Annotated in this window: 16 protein-coding genes; 8 read left to right on the plus strand and 8 right to left on the minus strand. The window is 35.0% G+C overall.

Annotation, left to right across the window (positions count from 1 at the left end; all coding sequences use genetic code 11):
• The first annotated feature begins 4 nt into the window (after nt 1-4).
• From yidC to ACFVR1_RS09050, 3 genes are all read left to right on the plus strand, one after another.
• Entirely contained in the window at nt 5-772 is a 768-nt protein-coding gene (gene yidC / locus ACFVR1_RS09040) for a membrane protein insertase YidC (protein WP_387583196.1), read from the plus strand.
• 46 nt (nt 773-818) lie between these two features.
• Nucleotides 819-1,064, plus strand: coding sequence for a hypothetical protein (locus ACFVR1_RS09045; protein ID WP_387583198.1), 246 nt, complete (start codon nt 819-821; stop codon nt 1,062-1,064).
• A gap of 116 nt (nt 1,065-1,180) precedes the next feature.
• Nucleotides 1,181-2,032 (plus strand): M15 family metallopeptidase, encoded by an 852-nt coding sequence (locus ACFVR1_RS09050; RefSeq protein ID WP_387583201.1) that lies wholly within the window; start codon nt 1,181-1,183, stop codon nt 2,030-2,032.
• Between the two features lie 57 nt (nt 2,033-2,089).
• On the opposite strand, the gene cls is transcribed toward ACFVR1_RS09050, so the two are convergent.
• Nucleotides 2,090-3,520 carry a cardiolipin synthase gene (gene cls / locus ACFVR1_RS09055; RefSeq protein WP_387583317.1) on the minus strand — a complete coding sequence of 477 codons (1,431 nt, stop codon included), beginning with the start codon at nt 3,518-3,520 and terminating at the stop codon, nt 2,090-2,092.
• A 185-nt stretch (nt 3,521-3,705) separates the two neighbouring features.
• Between cls and ACFVR1_RS09060 the strand changes: the two genes are divergently transcribed.
• Nucleotides 3,706-5,097 carry an L-cystine transporter gene (locus ACFVR1_RS09060; RefSeq protein WP_387583204.1) on the plus strand — a complete coding sequence of 464 codons (1,392 nt, stop codon included), beginning with the start codon at nt 3,706-3,708 and terminating at the stop codon, nt 5,095-5,097.
• Between the two features lie 201 nt (nt 5,098-5,298).
• Here the strand turns inward: ACFVR1_RS09060 and ACFVR1_RS09065 are convergent, their stop codons facing one another.
• From ACFVR1_RS09065 to ACFVR1_RS09075, 3 genes are all read right to left on the minus strand, one after another.
• Nucleotides 5,299-5,862 (minus strand): hypothetical protein, encoded by a 564-nt coding sequence (locus tag ACFVR1_RS09065; RefSeq protein WP_387583206.1) that lies wholly within the window; start codon nt 5,860-5,862, stop codon nt 5,299-5,301.
• On the minus strand, nt 5,859-6,761 hold the full coding sequence (locus ACFVR1_RS09070) for a hypothetical protein (protein WP_387583208.1): 903 nt from the start codon (nt 6,759-6,761) through the stop codon (nt 5,859-5,861). Before ACFVR1_RS09070 ends, ACFVR1_RS09065 begins: the two co-directional genes overlap by 4 nt.
• Nucleotides 6,762-6,829: 68 nt before the next feature.
• Nucleotides 6,830-8,056, minus strand: coding sequence for a helix-turn-helix domain-containing protein (locus tag ACFVR1_RS09075; RefSeq protein ID WP_387583211.1), 1,227 nt, complete (start codon nt 8,054-8,056; stop codon nt 6,830-6,832).
• Between the two features lie 111 nt (nt 8,057-8,167).
• On the opposite strand from ACFVR1_RS09075, the gene ACFVR1_RS09080 reads away from it, so the two are divergent.
• Nucleotides 8,168-9,472, plus strand: a complete 1,305-nt coding sequence (locus ACFVR1_RS09080; protein WP_387583213.1) for an MFS transporter — start codon at nt 8,168-8,170, stop codon at nt 9,470-9,472.
• A 140-nt stretch (nt 9,473-9,612) separates the two neighbouring features.
• On the opposite strand, the gene ACFVR1_RS09085 is transcribed toward ACFVR1_RS09080, so the two are convergent.
• Both ACFVR1_RS09085 and ACFVR1_RS09090 read right to left on the minus strand, forming a co-directional pair.
• Nucleotides 9,613-10,776, minus strand: coding sequence for an MFS transporter (locus ACFVR1_RS09085; protein ID WP_387583215.1), 1,164 nt, complete (start codon nt 10,774-10,776; stop codon nt 9,613-9,615).
• A gap of 186 nt (nt 10,777-10,962) precedes the next feature.
• Nucleotides 10,963-11,376, minus strand: a complete 414-nt coding sequence (locus ACFVR1_RS09090; protein ID WP_387583218.1) for a CBS domain-containing protein — start codon at nt 11,374-11,376, stop codon at nt 10,963-10,965.
• A gap of 178 nt (nt 11,377-11,554) precedes the next feature.
• Here ACFVR1_RS09090 and ACFVR1_RS09095 point away from each other — a divergent pair, with 178 nt between their 5' ends.
• Complete coding sequence (locus ACFVR1_RS09095; RefSeq protein ID WP_342599254.1) at nt 11,555-11,692, plus strand: Lmo0850 family protein; 138 nt, start codon at nt 11,555-11,557, stop codon at nt 11,690-11,692.
• A 139-nt stretch (nt 11,693-11,831) separates the two neighbouring features.
• On the opposite strand, the gene ACFVR1_RS09100 is transcribed toward ACFVR1_RS09095, so the two are convergent.
• Together ACFVR1_RS09100 and ACFVR1_RS09105 are read right to left on the minus strand one after the other, a co-directional pair.
• The gene (locus tag ACFVR1_RS09100; RefSeq protein WP_387583222.1) at nt 11,832-13,016 is read right to left on the minus strand and encodes an FtsW/RodA/SpoVE family cell cycle protein; all 1,185 of its coding nucleotides are present in this window, start codon (nt 13,014-13,016) and stop codon (nt 11,832-11,834) included.
• 458 nt (nt 13,017-13,474) lie between these two features.
• Nucleotides 13,475-14,659 (minus strand): FtsW/RodA/SpoVE family cell cycle protein, encoded by a 1,185-nt coding sequence (locus ACFVR1_RS09105; protein ID WP_387583224.1) that lies wholly within the window; start codon nt 14,657-14,659, stop codon nt 13,475-13,477.
• A 207-nt stretch (nt 14,660-14,866) separates the two neighbouring features.
• On the opposite strand from ACFVR1_RS09105, the gene ACFVR1_RS09110 reads away from it, so the two are divergent.
• Together ACFVR1_RS09110 and ACFVR1_RS09115 are read left to right on the plus strand one after the other, a co-directional pair.
• Complete coding sequence (locus ACFVR1_RS09110; protein ID WP_387583227.1) at nt 14,867-15,607, plus strand: hypothetical protein; 741 nt, start codon at nt 14,867-14,869, stop codon at nt 15,605-15,607.
• A 597-nt stretch (nt 15,608-16,204) separates the two neighbouring features.
• On the plus strand, nt 16,205-17,311 hold the full coding sequence (locus tag ACFVR1_RS09115; protein ID WP_387583229.1) for a D-alanine--D-alanine ligase: 1,107 nt from the start codon (nt 16,205-16,207) through the stop codon (nt 17,309-17,311).
• The last annotated feature ends 5 nt before the right edge of the window (nt 17,312-17,316 follow it).

A 17,316-nucleotide genomic window follows, 5' to 3' on the forward strand; every position in this document is an offset into this window, starting at 1 on the left:
AGAATTGAAAAAGAAAATAAGTTTGCTTTCTATTCTTGTGTTCGCAACAGTCATGCTTAGTGGATGTTCAGGAGTAGAAAATAAAGAAGGTACTTTTTATCATATCTTTGTTCGACCTTTTAATTTTTTGCTTAATTTCTTTGGTGAAATATTCAATGGAAGTTACGGACTTGCAATTATTGCGATAACGTTACTTATTCGCTTTGCTTTAATGCCTTTAATGCTTAGAAATTATAAAAATCAACAGGGTATGAAAGTAAAAATGGATAAATTGAAGCCAGAAATGGACGAAATCCAAAAGAAATTGAAAGCAACGAAGTCAAAAGAAGAACAAGCTGCGCTACAACAAGAAATGATGGGACTATACCGTAAGCACGGAGTTAATCCGATTAATATGGGTTGTTTACCAATGCTTATTCAAATGCCAATCATTATGGGATTATACTTTGCTATTTCGCACTCAGCGGATGTCAAAACACATCCTTTCTTGTGGTTTAATCTAGGTTCACCAGATATCGCGATGACTCTTATTGCAGGAGCAGTTTATTTCCTTCAAGCGAGAGTATCGTTATGGACAGTACCTGAGCAGCAGAAACAACAAATGAAATTGATGGTTTATATTTCTCCTATTATGATTATGTTCATTTCCTTCAGTTCTATGGCTGCATTGCCGTTATATTGGACAGTTGGTGGGGTTATTTTAATATTCCAAACATACTTAGGACGTAAGTTTTATTCTAATCATCCGGAAAAAGCAGAGGAATCTGTCTAAAACGAAGCTTTATTTAGCTTCGTTTTTTTATTGAGAGGTGAGGCATATGAAGAAAAATTGGATTATCGCGATAGTTATTATTGCAGCAGCTATTGCATCTTTAGTTTTTATTATTTTAGGGAATCTTAATATGGCAGTTCTTTTTATGACGGCTATATTTGCTTTTAGTAATGGATATCGTGCTATTAGCTTTAAAGAAAAAGGGTACGTTCGTGAAGCCAAGTGGATGAAGGGTATGACAATTTTATTTGCTATATTATTCTTCGTCGTACTGGGAATAATTTTATTTTAACTTTTAAAATTTTCCGCGTGTTACCCATAAAAAGGAAACACGTTTTTTTATTTTTCCCTGTAGTTTTATGGGAAAGATGTTAAACTAGTAGTATCGTTATGGAAAGAAGGAAGACCATGAAATCTAGACAGACCTTATTTAAACAGAAAAAACAAAAGAAGTGGCCATATATTGTTTCTGGATCTATTGCAATATTATTAATAGGGACAATCGTTGCTTGGATAGGAATAAATGATTGGAATATAGATAAAAGTATGAATGCATTAGGTTTATCCAATAAAGTTGAAGAGCCTGACACTGAAAAAAAGGTTGATAATTCAAATGGAAATGAACAAGCTGGAGAGAAACCAGTAGAAGAAATCCCTGAAGTGGAAAAACCAGTTGTCGAGGAGCCTGAAATCGACATGTCGGGACCGAAAGGATATGAAGGTCACGAAACATTACCAACTGAACCTGAGTATGTGAACGGGGTACTAATTGCTAGTAAAAAATATCCTCTACCTTCTACATTTGCTCCAGGAGAAAGTAAGGAAGCAAGAGAGGCTTTTGAAGAAATGGCGGCAGAAGCAAAGCTTTCGGGTTATGAACTTGTTGCATTCAGCACATATCGGTCATTTGAATATCAAACAACGCTTTATGAAAGGTACGTAAGTCATGATGGTCAAGACGCTGCGGATCGATATAGTGCCCGTCCAGGATTCTCCGAACATCAATCCGGTCTAGCGTTTGATATAGGAGAGAAGCATTTCGAACAGCATTTTGCACGTGAAAGTTTTGGGGAAACAGAAGCTGGAAAATGGATTGCAGCAAATGCGTATAAATATGGATTTATTATGAGATATCCAAAAGACAAAGAAAAAATTACTGGATATATGTACGAGCCATGGCATTTCCGTTATGTTGGAAAACAATTAGCGAAAGAAGTGTTTGAAGCCGGAACGACATTAGAAGAATATTTGGATATTTAATAAAATAGGTAATCCGAATAAAAAGAAAAGAGGTTTTCGCATAAGCGGAAACCTCTTTTATAATATTGGTGAAAGTAGCCGCGCAAGTGACTCTTTAAACTTAATTTTTCGAGATCTACCATCATATAATTCCCAAGTTAGCTCGGTAGATAATTTCATATCCTCCTCAAATAACTCGGCAAGTTCATGGGATGTTTCGCGATCATAGATAAATGCATTTACTTCAAAATTGAGCTTAAAACTACGAACATCTAAATTTGCTGTCCCGACTGTTGACGCTTCATCGTCAATGACAATCATTTTTGTGTGCAAAAAACCATTCTGATAAATATACACTTTTGCGCCCGCTTTTATTAGTTCCCCTACATAGGAATATGTAGCCCAATAGACGAAAATATGGTCCGGTTTGTTTGGAATCATGATACGCACATCTATGCCAGACAAACATGCAATGCGAAGCGTGTCCATAAAACTCGCATCCGGGATAAAATATGGTGTTTGAATGTAAATGTACTTTTTTGCCATCATAATTAACTTTAGATAGCCATTTTTAATTTGTTCCCATTCGGAATCGGGTCCACTTGAGACAATCTGCAAACCAACAGAACCTTTCATCGGAATAGCTGGAAAAAATATATCCGAGTATTCGATGTCATGTTCAGCCGAGGCCTGGTTCCAATCCAGTAAAAATCGTGTTTGAAGGGGGTGAACAGCACTACCTTCAATGCGTAAATGTGTATCACGCCAGTAACCAAATCGTTTATTTAAACCTAAGTATTCATCCCCCACATTAAACCCACCGATATAGCCAATACGACCATCAATCACGACGATTTTTCGGTGATTACGATAATTCATGCGTGGATTAATTAAAGGGAAAATTGCGGGAAAGAATGCTTCTACTCGTCCCCCCAATTCGATTAATTCTTTAAAATGCTTTTTCCTTAAGGAACGAGAACCCATATCATCGTATAAAATTCGAACCTTTACACCTTGTTTTGCTTTTGTTAAAAGCACGTCGTATATTTGCTGACCAAGATTATCTAGACGGAAAATATAATATTGAATATGAATATGATCTTTAGCGTTTTCTAAATCATGTAAAAGTGCGTCAAACTTTTTACGCCCATCAATGAAAATTTCAACATTATTGTCCTGTGTTAAAACGGCGTGGTTATTATGCAAATGCATGATGATTAACTCTTTATAATGACTTGTATCATCTAAACGGAAATCAAAGGAGTCATCTTCTATTGCTTCCATTTGAAAATCAATTAATTTATCGATTCCAATTTTATTTTTGCCTTCCCAACGAAACAAATGTTTTTTGCGAAGTTTTCTACCAAATAATAAATAAATACCGAACCCAACAATAGGTACAAAGAAAAGAATTAATATCCAAGCCCAAGTTGAAGATGCATCTCTTCGTTCTAAAAAGATTAATGCGATAGCTAGAAAAATATTTAATATGATAGTACCTGTAACCATTAAACTTAAAATGCTTGCCGCCAAGTTTACACCTCCACTTGTCCATTCTTTAAGTCCTCTTTAAGTATAGCTGATTTGCTGAGAAGAAAGAAGGTACACCAAAAAGTAAAAAAATATAAAACCTACTTGACCGATAGGATTAAATGTATTAATATTTGTAAATCGATAAAAATGGAGGAATACATATGAATTTATTATTTATTATTCTTAATGTGGTAGCGTTGTTAGTGTTCGTTGGAGTATTGATTTTTATGCAAAAGAAACATATTTCATTCTCTAAAAGAGTATTTACTGCGCTAGGTTTAGGGGTAGCATTAGGTTTAGCACTAAACATTATTTATGGTGTTACATCAGAAGTTTTAACAGATTCTATTGAATGGTATAACTTGATAGCGGTAGGATACGTAAAATTATTGCAAATGATTGTAATGCCTCTAGTATTTATTTCAATTCTAGGAGCTTTTACAAAGCTTACTATTGGTAAAAACTTTGGAAAGATGGCAGCTATTATTCTTAGTATTTTAATAGGTACAACCGCTATAGCGGCAGTTGTTGGAATAAGTTCTGCAGCAATTTTTGATTTAAATGCAGATCAAATTGTTCAAGGAGACGCTGAATCTGCACGAGCTGAGTATATTGAAGGACGTTCTGCAGAAGTAGCAGATAAAACACTTCCTCAGCAAATGCTAGATTTACTACCAGCAAATCCGTTTTTAGATTTCACAGGGGCACGTTCAACATCAACGATTGGTGTTGTAATATTTGCGGCGTTTTTAGGATTTGCATACTTGGGAGTAGCTCGTAAAGAAGTTGAAACTGCTGCAACAATTAAAAAAGGAATAGATTCAATTTACACGCTTGTAATGAGTGTTGTAAAAATCGTACTTCGCTTAACGCCATATGGAATTTTAGCAATTATGGCAAGAACAGTTGCAACTTCCGACTTTGCAGCAATATTTAACTTAGGTAAATTCGTTATTGCATCATATGTGGCATTAGCAATTATGTTTGCAATCCATCTATTAATCATCACTCTTTCTGGATTAAATCCAATAACTTATGTGAAAAAAGCGGCAGAACCTTTATTGTTTGCATTCACTTCACGTTCAAGTGCAGGTACTTTACCCATTAATATAAATACGCAAACAAATAAACTTGGCGTTTCAGAAGGAATTGCTAACTTCTCAGGATCTTTTGGTTTGTCTATTGGACAAAACGGATGTGCAGGAGTTTATCCTGCGATGCTAGCATTTATGATTGCACCATCTCAAGGCATTAATCCATTAGATCCAATGTTTATCCTAACCGTAGTTGCAATCGTTGCAATCAGTTCGTTTGGAGTAGCTGGAGTAGGTGGGGGAGCAACATTTGCAGCAATTCTTGTACTCTCTGCATTAAACTTACCAGTTGCTTTAGCAGGCTTGCTTGTTTCTGTTGAACCACTAATTGATATGGGGCGTACAGCTGTAAATGTAAGCGGAGCAATGACAGCCGGTGTAGCTACTGCGAAAATTACTGGGGAATTAGACAAAGAAATGTATAATGCACCGTTAGAAACACAAACAGTCGAAGCATAATAAAATAAGAAAAGCTGTCCTATTCAGGGCAGCTTTTCTTTTAGATATCAATTACAAAAGACAATTCCAACCGGATAGAAAAGTTTCTGACCGTATAGAAAATAATGTTACCGTATAGAAAAATTTCTGACCGTATAAAGAATAATGTGTCCACAAAGATAAAAAGAGCAGTCTCCAAGTTAGGATGCCGAGAGCAATCTGTTATGCATATCTATTGAAAGATCCGTTACTTGGAAATCGCTTCTGCATATTTCGAAGATAGACAAGAAAAGAAATCTCAATGAGCAGAACTAATATACCGATAAAAAGCATTGCAGAAAATGTAACATTAACTGGAAGATTCATCACAAGAGATTGAAAAAACAATGAACCTAGAACTATTGATAAATACCAAGTATACATTCGATTCGTTGCTTGCAGTGCATCATTAGAAGGAAGCAACTTTGCAACGCCTCGGAGTAAGCCGAATAAGTAATAGACGAGAATCACTTTTAGTAAACTAAGGAATATAGGATAGTAACTAAACCATCCACTTTGTTGTATTACTTGATCATTTAAGAAAAAGTTAGGTATAGAAGCAATTACTAAAATAATCGAAAGAATTTTTAATTTCTCATAAGGTTGAGAGGATAAAGTAGCAATTTGTTTTATACCATTATAAATGAAAATATAACCAATAAAGTCCGGTAAAATATCTACTACAATATGAATTTTGATGAGTACGAAAAGAAATCCAATGATTAACTGCTTGAATCCATCGTTCATTTTGCTTCACCTCTTGCTTTCCTCAGGAATGCGTTCAACTGTTTTTGTGATAGATAAAGATCGTTTTGAAAAAGAAAACTGTAACGAACTGCCCCTCCATTTAGGGTCTCTCCAGTCCATTCTTGTAAAGCTGATATGTATTCTACATCTTCTATTTCATCTTTTGTATGAAAAATTAGGGCAACTGTATCTCCCGCCTCTATTAGCAATGGCCACTCTATATCAGTATAAAGCGGTGCATTCATCTCTAACCAATCAGTATGGACAATGTCGTTAACTTTTGTACTATTCGTAGATGTATTTTTTAGTACCATTATTTTTAAATCGAATTGAGTTTGAATAACTTCTGGTAGTTCAATAGAATTCATAGTAACGGATTCTACTACTTCCAGGAAATGTCCTTGTATTCCTTGGTTGCTAGTAAAATAGCGAGTGTTGGTAAATATCGTTTCATCCATTATAAATGGAGTGAAACTTAGCTTATCTACTTGAACAGGAACGACTTGACCGTTTGTGAAGCGTGCAAACACTTTATTTGTTTGAATACTTTCTTGCAAACGTTTTAAATCTTGTTCATCTAAAGTGAAAGTTGCTTCCTTCAAAAAATGGTGCGTAAACTCCTGTGTATAAGATTGGGTGGAAGGTTCATTAAACCAAGGAGTGAAGCTTTGTTCATTTGAATAAGTGTACCCATCGACTAGAAGATGATCTAATTCCACTACTTCATTTTTATTAGTCAAATAAGGGAGGGAAAAACTTGTACGCTCATAAGAAGGCCTATCTATATATGCGTTTAATATGATAGGTTCACTTAATTGCTTTGTTTGAAAATAAATAATATTACCAATCCAACTTACGAGAATGACAATAATAACTCCCCAGAACCACTTATTTTTCAATTAAGAATACCTCCTTCGCATAAATTTTCCAATATTTCTATATTATACGTAAAAAAGAGACTAAGGTTTCAGTCTCTTCTCACTTTCGCATACGTTTCTTTGATAAATGCTTTATATGGAGTATCTGGCATGTCATTAATATTATCTAAAGCTATTTTTGCATATACTAGTGCTTTTTCTTTTTGGTTCAGCTCCAAGTAACATAATGCGATATACGCATCTTTTTCGTAAAATATCGATAAATCGATTGGATGATGGAGAATACCGGGTATATGCACTTCCTCCAACTTTTCAATTGATTCTTCAAATTTTTGCATACCGTAAAATGTTTTTCCTCTCTCCAGCAAGAAAAAAGGAGTAAATAATTTTTTCTCCGTGCCTCTAATTGAAAATGAATTGTATAAACGATCTGCTTCCTCATACATTTTTTTATATGAATTCAAGTAATGTATTTCCGCATAATGAATGAAAACTTTGGAGTCCTCATCATCTGCAAATTCCCCGTATGCAAGAAGCTTTTGTAAGTAGTAATTCTTTTTCTCTTCGTCCTCGAACATCAAGGCTTGAAAAGCGGCTAACCTGTATAAGTCATCTACTTGATTAAATATTTTGTTTTTATTAGAGAATTCAATTGCTTTTTCCATTACACGGATAGCATCTTCATATTTTCCAACTGCAAATAGCAGTGCAGCTTCTAAGTAGTCATAATTTAAACGAGAAAGAGGGTCAATCCATAATGGGTTCGCCTCTAGTTCTGCTCGCTCTGCATGCAGTATGTCTAGTGCTTTTTGGTAATCGTGATTGTAAAATGGAATTGCTGCAAGAAACAACCCGATATCTCCGCGTTTTGTCGTCAAATTCATTTGCTCATACATCGTTGCGGCTCGATTTATTAAAGATTCCCAGCCATCTTTTTTTTCGTGGTATTGACATTTACTATACATTTCAAGTAGTCGCGCGGATTCATATCCTTGCGTAAGTTTATGTATAAAGGGCTCTACTAATTCTATTAGTTGTTGGTGTTCATTAGTTAATTCATCATATCCTGTATTAAAAAGCATTTCTGCTTTTTCTAATACTTCTCTTAGTTCATGCACACTTACTTCTTCAAGAAGCTCTGAAACATCTACTTTTAATCCTTCCGCGATATAACTTAAACTCTCCATAGAAGGATTTGACTTATTATTTTCGATTAAACTGAGCATTCCTTTTGTAAGGTGTGTACCAGCTAGTGTTTCAAGTGTCATTTTTTGTTGCTTTCTAAGCTTTCGAATTCGTTCTCCAAGTGTAGACATATTTTCACCTCGTATTTATGGTTTAATTATATTAAACTTTTTCTTGAAAAGGAAGGAATATTATGGTATTGTTTGTTTAATTAAATTAAACAAATCAAAGGGGAAATTAAAATGGAAGAAGTGTTAAAGCTGAAAAAGGCCACATATCATTTGTGGACATTTACAATTAGCAAGATGATTTCGAGTTTTGGGGCACAAGTGTATGCTTTTGCAATTAGTTTTTATATTTTGCAGCTGACTGGCTCCGCAACAAGTTTTGCAATGAATTTAATATGCAGCATTTTACCGAGAACACTGGTAGCTCCATTTGCTGGATATGCTGCAGATAGATACTCAAGGAAAATGATTGTTATCGTTGCGCAAATTGCAACTACTTTAGCGATAACTGGTTTACTTATTTTTAGTTTAACAGCTGGATTATCATTAATAGCGATTTATACGACAACTGTTATTTTATCGTTAACTTCCTTATTTTCAGGTGTTACATTTAGTTCTTCAATTACGGGGTTAGTAGATGAAAAAAGAATTCAAAAAGCAATGTCTTTGAACCAAATGTCCATTTCTTTTGCTGCAATTGGAAGTCCTGCAGTTGGTGGATTATTATACGGTGCTGTAAAAATGCCTGTATTTCTTATTATGTATCTGGTTGCGTCCGTCTTAGCTGTTGCTTTAGAATCAACGATGAATTTTAATTTATTTGCTAAACGTAAAGAAATAGTAGAAGGAGAAGAGAAGGAGCCAATGCTGCAGAGCATGAAAGCCGGGTTAAATTATTTGTTGAAACAACCAATTTTGAAAGTTATGATTGTCCTCTTACTTCTTGTCAATTTTCTTTTCGGAGCATTTGAAGTCGGATATTCATTTATTTTAATTGAGAAGTTGAAAATAGGGTCACAGCATTTTGGGTTTACACAAGGTGCATTTGCAGTGGGAATGCTACTAATGTCTATCTATTTTTCCAGTCGTAAAGAGTTGAAATATCCTTTCTTAGTTTCCAAATGGAGTATTATCGTGCTTGGAATTTTGATAGGAACGATTGCTTTACCATTGTTAATTGGTATGTCTTATGTAGTGACTGTTGGGTTTTATATTTTTATCATGTTTGTTTTTGGTGTTGCAATAATAATCACAAATACGCCATTACAAGTAATGATGCAAAAAATGGTTGATGATGATTATAAAGGGCGAGTGTTTTCTATATTAGAAACTTTTGCAATGGGATTAATGCCACTCGGGATGGTACTATTCGGATTTTTATACGATGTTTTACCAGCACCAACAATTCTTATTGCTTCTGCCACAATATTAATCATAGTTGTGTTAATCCTTGCTAGACCGTCTGTTGTTAGAATTGCTCACCCTGAATTAAAAAGAAAAAATGCGGATACATCTCTATCGGTTACAGCGAATGAATAAAGTAAAGGCCACGGAGAAACATTCTGTCTCCGTGGCCATTTGTTTTTTTAAAAGATGAAATGGAGAATCGATCAATCTTCCATGATAATTGATCAATGTCTACCCGATATCGATCAATCTTTAACAACAATCAATCAATCTCACTCCGCATTTCGTAATGTTTTAGTAGATCTGCGGAATGCAAAGATAAAACCAATCGAAAGAACCGCGAGGACGCCTGATAGTACATAAATATTGTTTGGTTGGATTGTGAATAGCCATGCGAATAATAAAGGACCAATAATTCGTCCTAGATTATCCATTGAATAACTCATCCCAGCAGCTGTTCCGTAACTTCCACCTGACTCTTTTGTACTAAGAGAAACGATTGTCGTTCTAGCAAGAGCATTACCTGCTGTGAACACGCAAAGCGAAAAACCAGCCCAAAAAATGTTTGTAGTAAATACTGTCATAAACAAACCAACGGCAGTAATAATCTGTGCATATAAAAGCCACTTCGTTTCAGTACCATTTTTAATACGTCTAACAACGCCACCTTGAATAGCAGCGTCTACAAAGCCACTGAACATAAACAGATAACCGATTTGTAAAGGAGTAATCTCCACTTTCCTGATTTGGAACAATTGGAATGTTGCTTCCAAACCAGCAAGTAAAAAAGTTACCATAAATGAAAATAGGAATAAATATTTTATACGATACGTCCATAAACTTATAGCACCTTTAGGAAGAAGGGCACGTTTATTTGCTTCACCTGAACGTTCTGGTTCTTTTAAAATGATAGAAGCGTATATAAAAATTACTAACAATAATATTGCGGAAACAGTAAATGGTAATGATAAACTAACATGACCTAACACACCACCTATTGCAGGTCCGAAAATAAATCCTAAACCAATTGACATCCCTAGAAAGCCCATATACTTATTGCGGTTTTCTTCGTTAGATAAATCCGCAGCAAAACCTGTTACAGCTGTGTAAAGTGCCCCAGAGAATAATCCTCCAACTACTCGAGATAAGTAAAGCATGAAAAGAGAATCAAAAAATAAAGAAAATAACCAAAAGCTTAAGCTAAATCCAACAAGCCCAATTAAAATAAGCGTTTTTCGTCCAATTCTATCGGAAAGCATTCCCCAAAGAGGGGCAGTAAAGAAGGACGCTAAAGCATAAACAGTTAATAATCCTCCTACATGCACTTCACTGTAGTTTTGCTGTAAAATTACCACTGGTAATACAGGAATAATTATTCCAAAACCAAGATAAACTAAAAACTGAATGGACATTAAAATAATAATAGTTTTTTTCATTTTTACCCCTGCCTTCTTAAAATCTGCTACTCTCTATATTACATCTTTCCTCTAAGTTTGCCACTCCGTAATAATGAACATAGAAGCTACTTATAATGTTATACGAGAGAATTAAGAAGGACAGTTATATTTGTATAATCCGAAAAGGAGCTACCCGATTATAAAAAAAGTGATAGCTCCTTAGGTTTAATATTTCCGTGGTTCGGATATACTTTCCATAGCATGAGAAATTTCTTGTGCATGAGGAAAAGGAAATGCCAAGTCAGCTAAAGAAACAAAACCAACTAGCTCACTATTCTCCACAACCGGGAGCCGACGTACTTGGTTTCTCGCCATAATGATGGAAGCTTCAGCTGTAGAGTCTTCAGGGGACACAGAAATGACGGATTTGGTCATAACATCTTCCACCTTACTTTTAGTGTCTTTGGCAACAGAACGTGTCACAATATCACGATCGGTAATCATGCCTACAAGTTTTTTATTACTGAGGACCGGAAGGCAGCCAATATCTAAAGTACGCATTTGGTCAGCAACTTCGTTCACATAATCTTGGGGATTACAGGTAACGACTTCTTTACTCATCACATCTTTCACATTCACTTAAATCACTCCTTTTTGTTATTATCTAGCTTGGTTTACAAAAGAATAAAATATGTAACAAAAATGAAAGATTTAAACGATATAAAAAGTGTTATGATGGGGTAGAGATAAAATAAAAAAACAAGAAACTTTTTTAATAATAAATCGTAATAATAGATGAAAGGACGAGGTGGAAAGAATGGCTAAGGAAGTTGATTTGAAGAAAATTGTAAGTAATCTTGCAAAACTAGGTGTGACTGTTACAATGACAAAATCGAGACTTGACATGCTTAAAGCGTTAGCACCACCAGCACAAAGTCCTCACGTGCAAAGTTGAAAAGAGGGTGACTCTAAAAAAGTTCGTAACACACGAATTTTAGAGCCACTCTCTTTTTTTTTATTTGAAAATATAATAACGAATTCGCTCTATGGTTCACACAAAAATCCCGCGGTAATAGTGAAACCGCGGGATTTTCTCAGTCATCTTCATTTTTAGCGAACATATACGTTTTATGATGGAATTTCATACTGAATACTAAGCCTATTGCGAGCATATTTCCGATTAACGAACTTCCGCCATAACTAATGAAGGGTAATGGAATTCCTGTAATCGGAAGTAATTGAATGGTCATACCGATATTCTCGAAAACATGAAAAGTTATCATAGCAATAATACCAGTGCACACATATGTGCTAAATGGATCTTTAATTTGTATGGCTGTTTTTGTTAATTGGTAAATGAGTAAAAAGAATAAACTTATGACAATACTCGCACCTATAAATCCATATTCCTCACCTATTACACTAAAAACAAAGTCTGTATGATTTTCCGCTACATAAACTTCTCTACCTTTATACCCTTTTCCAAACATTTCACCTGAACCTATTGCTTTTAAAGAAGTAATTAAATGATAACCTTCTGTATTAGCATATGAATATGGATCTAACCATGAATACACGCGACCAAATTGATATTTGTGGAAACCAAACTTTTCTAGAATATCTTGCTTATAAAGTGCCATCCATAAAAAAGTACCACCCATTGTGATTGATGTGAATAAGACAGGTACAACTATTTTCCAAGTGATTCCCCCTACAACTATTAATGCAGATGTAATAGCAAGGAATACTAGGGAAGTACCCAAATCAGGCTGCTGAATAATAAAGAGTAACGGGATGCCGGTTGTTATTAAGATTTTTCCAAGTAGAATGATATCCGTTTTTATAGAACGAAATAAAAACTTTTCGTTGTGTTTACTTATAACTTGGGCAAGCGCTAATATGAAGAAAGTTTTCATCAGTTCAGAAGGTTGGAGGCTTCCAATTCCAGGTAAATGAAACCAGCTTTTTGCCCCTCCTCGCGGTTCTGCAATTTGACCTACTCCCCCTGGTGCTAAAACAAGGGCTATTAATATTAAAATACCACCTGCATATAAAAACCAAGACATTTTTTTATATTGTTCACTATCAAAAAACATTGTTAAGCCTATAACAAGTGCACCTGAGATATACCAAAATGTTTGTTTTGGTATGAAATTTGTATGATATTGGTCTGTAGTTTGGGCTGAGGAGATTGCAATTATACTAACTATATAAAATAGTAAAAGGATAAAAGCAAGAGTCCAATCGAAGCGGTCGGAGAAGCTTTTTTTATTTTCCATTAAATTCACCTAAATATCTTTCTAAAATCATTTTTTTGTATTACTCTTGCCAAGTGTAGACGAGGTCACTGATAAAGTCCATATAATTTGATTTTACAAGATGGGCTTGTAGACGATCGTTGAAACGGCTCCCTTTCCGCGGGCGTTACTCAGCCACCTCGCTTCGCTGTGGGATATTCGACTAATGCAATTCCCGCTGGAGTGTCGCCTTTTTTCAATGATTTTCTAAAAATAAAAAGTAGAGTGGGGATTGTTGGATCCCCTCTACTTTTTTAGTTTTTTAGACAACCTCAACTCGCTCTTTTCCCATTTATTAGATAAGAAATAAACAAAGAAAACCGGCACTTTTTGTTCAAAATCGAACAAAAAGTGCCGTTTTTTATATGGAAAGCTTAATTGTTTTTAAACGATAGTTTTTCAGTGCCCTCGTGTAGACGTCCTATGGGTCTTAAGGTTTCTCAATCATCTTCATTTTTGGCGAACATATACGTCTTATGATGGAATTTCATACTGAAGACTAAACCAATCGCAAGCAGATTCCCCATGAGCGAACTACCACCATAACTAATAAATGGTAACGGAATCCCTGTAATCGGAAGTAATTGAATGGTCATACCGATATTCTCAAAAACGTGGAATGTAACCATCGCAATAATTCCTGCGCACACATACGTACTGTAAGAATCTTTTAGTTGAAGTGTGATTTTCGTTAAATGAAAAATAAGGAAAAAGAAAATGCTAATGACAATACTAGCACCTACAAATCCATATTCTTCCCCAATAACAGCAAAAATAAAGTCGGTATGATTTTCAGGGACATAAACTACTCGGCCACCATAGCCTTTCCCAAATATCTCTCCAGAACCAATGGCTTTTAAGGAAGTGATTAAATGCATCCCTTCATTCGAGGCGTATGCATATGGATCTAACCACGAATAGATTCGTGCAAATTGATATACTTGTAACCCAAATTTAGCTTCTAAAAATTCTTGCATATAAAGAGCCATCCATAACAGTAGACCACCAATACCTAATCCACCTAAAAATAGTGGTAAGATAATTTTCCAAGTAATCCCTGCAACAATAACAAGAGCAGCTGTAATGGCGAAAAATACAAGAGCAGTACCAAGGTCGGGCTGCTTCAAGATAAATGCCAATGGTAAAAGCATTGTTAAAGCAATTTTTCCAAGTAATATAAAATCTGTTTTCAAGCTCTTCATTAAATAATTTTCATGATGATTTGTAATCAATCTAGCAAGTGCTAAAATATAGAAAGTTTTCATATATTCAGCGGGTTGAATATCTCCAATAGGTAAGTGAAACCAACTTTTTGCCCCGTTCTTAGGCGCTACAAAAGCCAAACTTCCAGGCATGATAAAAAGAATAATAAGAAGTAACACACCAAAACCATAAATATACCAGGACATTTTCTTATATTGCTCGGGTTCAAAAAACATAACTAGCCCTATAATAATAGTGCCCACTACATACCAAAAAACTTGTTTTGCTACAAAGTTTGTTCCAGCATATTGTCCAGTTGTAACCGCAGATGAAATAGCTAGCAAACTTATAATTAAAAATAATAATATAATAAACGCAAGTGTCCAATCGAAGCGATCGGCAAAGCTTTTTTTGTTTTCCATAGAGTCACCTAAACTTCTTTCTAAATTTCATTTTCATGTTTTAGTTGCCATAATACTTGTCACAGAAAAACGGCAGCTTACATTTTTCTTATTATAGCTCAAATACATGTTTTTTGCTTGTCAGTTATTAGAGACGTTTAATGAAAAACAGATGTTTCATTTGTAAAAATTATGCTAATATAAACAGATGATGAGGGAGTGAATTCAGTGGCAAAAAAAGAGAAAGAAATAGAAGAATATTTGACTCATTTATATGTACATGTGAATGAAACAGAGCACTTTGCATTATTTAGTGGACTATCCGTACAGCAGTTTATAAGGTATTTCTCTGATTTGCCAGCTCTTTTGTTATTAAAACACCGATATGAAGATACATCTTTTAATATCCATACCCAGCTAGAATTTGTTGTGCAAGATCAATACACTCGTTTCTTAAAAGATTACGTTGAAAGACCGACAGAACTATGTATACTTGACTTCTCTGATGAAAGGAAGTTAAATATGCTGTCTCCTCAAGAACAAGCAGAATTATTATATATAGCGCATAAAAAAGAAGCCTTTCGTTTACCATTTTACCATCATTTACAAAATAGATTTGTTTATTTGACAGATGAAGGTGAGCAAATCACCAAAATATATTTTCGTGATATAGATGACTTATATAATTTAATAGCTAGTGTATTTAATCAACAAATAAGTGAAAAAGCAAAATCTACTGCCTTTTGGAGAAAGAAAAATAATGTAGTTTTACCAGAGCTATTCTCGGAAAAAGTGGAAGCATATGCTGATTATTATGAGGATGGTGTTCTAATGTCCTTATTTAAGTTGGATAAAACAAATTATGGAATCGAAATAAGATGCTTACCTGAAAATATATTCCCAGATGAAGTATTAGGGGACTTAAAACATCATTTAAACAAGTCGGCTGATTTGTTAATACAAATATAAATAAACGCTTTTGCTTCGTAAAGTTGCAAAAGCGTTTATTGTTTAGTCAAGATTTATTCCAAAGCACTTGGGAATTGGTGAAGAGTATTTGCATTATCGTCCTGCAAAACCAGTGTTCATGGTACTTTAAAGAATTAAATAATACCTCGGATTTCCGTTTCAGGTGGACGCTTTCCGCGGGGCGAGCGATGAGCCATCACCGCCGCTACGCGTACGTTGTGATGGCTCATCTGACTCACTCATCCCGCTGGAGTCGCCACCTTTTACTACAATCCATTAAGTGAGTAGAACCTAACAAGAAGATTTAGCTTAGCTATCGCTGAGAGGATAGAAGACTGATGCCATGAAAAGCGTCTACCGTAGCGAAAAGCAACGACATTCATATGCTACTCTTCTTGAAAGGAACGGACGTCTTATTGCCGGGTTTTTCTTAGTCATATTATTTAAATGATTAAAAAAACGATTTTGAGGGGAAAGGCATATGCTATCTTAATAGGAATGAGTATCTATTTTTTGGTGTTATGGTGGAAATTATTCAACTAATGACACTGTCCGTGATAAACTAGTACTATCCAAAACGTGGAGGTTATTTAACTAATGAAAATAAAATTAGGTTTATTATATGGTGGAAAATCTGCTGAGCATGAAGTGTCGTTATTGACAGCACGAGCGGTAACTCAAGCAATTAATTTTGATAAATATGAAGTATATCCGATATTCATCACAAAAACAGGTGAATGGAGAAAAGGTGATGCGTTAATTGGACCTGCAGAGTCTGTACAAATGCTTCAATTTGGAGAAGGTAAAAGCAAACCGAATAATATTACAAGTTTTTTACCGGTAGAAACCTCTAAGACAGAAGTAGGACAGTCGAAAACAAATGCTAGTCTCGATGTTATTTTTCCATTACTTCATGGCCCTAACGGCGAAGATGGGACTGTGCAAGGTTTACTAGAAGTATTGAACTTACCTTATGTAGGGAATGGTGTTTTGGCATCTGCTGCTGGGATGGATAAAGTAGTGATGAAACAACTATTTGCTCAGGCGGGATTGAAGCAAGTTCCATATGTACATTTCATTCGTAATGAGTGGAAAAACAATCAAGCAGATTTAATAGCGAAAATGGAAGATAAATTGCAATGGCCTTTGTTTGTGAAACCTGCGAATTTGGGTTCAAGTGTAGGTATTAGTAAGGCGTCAAACCGAGAAGAACTAATAAAAGCAGTGGAAATTGCTTTTAAATATGATCGCAAAATTATTGTTGAGCAAGGGATTGTCGCTCGTGAATTAGAAATGAGTGTTCTAGGAAATGATGTCCCAAGATGCTCCGTCGCAGGAGAAGTTTTACCTACAAAAGATTTTTATGATTATGAAGCAAAATACGAAGATGGTACAACTAACTATGCCATTCCAGCAGTTGTTTCTAATGAATTATTAAAGAAAATGGAAGATGCTGCGATTCGTGCTTTTAAAGTGTTGGATTGTTCTGGTCTTGTTCGAGCTGACTTTTTTGTAACGGAAAATGAAGATGTGATTATTAATGAGGTAAATACTATGCCAGGATTCACGCCAATTAGTATGTATCCAAAGCTTTGGATGGAATCGGGATTATCTTATTCAGGTCTAATAGAAGAATTGATAGATCTTGCAATCGAACGTTACGAGGAAAAACAACAACTTGAACATTCGAAGGACGGAGTGTGACCAAG

It is taken from the genome of Psychrobacillus sp. NPDC058041, assembly GCF_042885655.1.
In the GTDB taxonomy this organism is placed as follows: Bacteria; Bacillota; Bacilli; order Bacillales_A; family Planococcaceae; genus Psychrobacillus.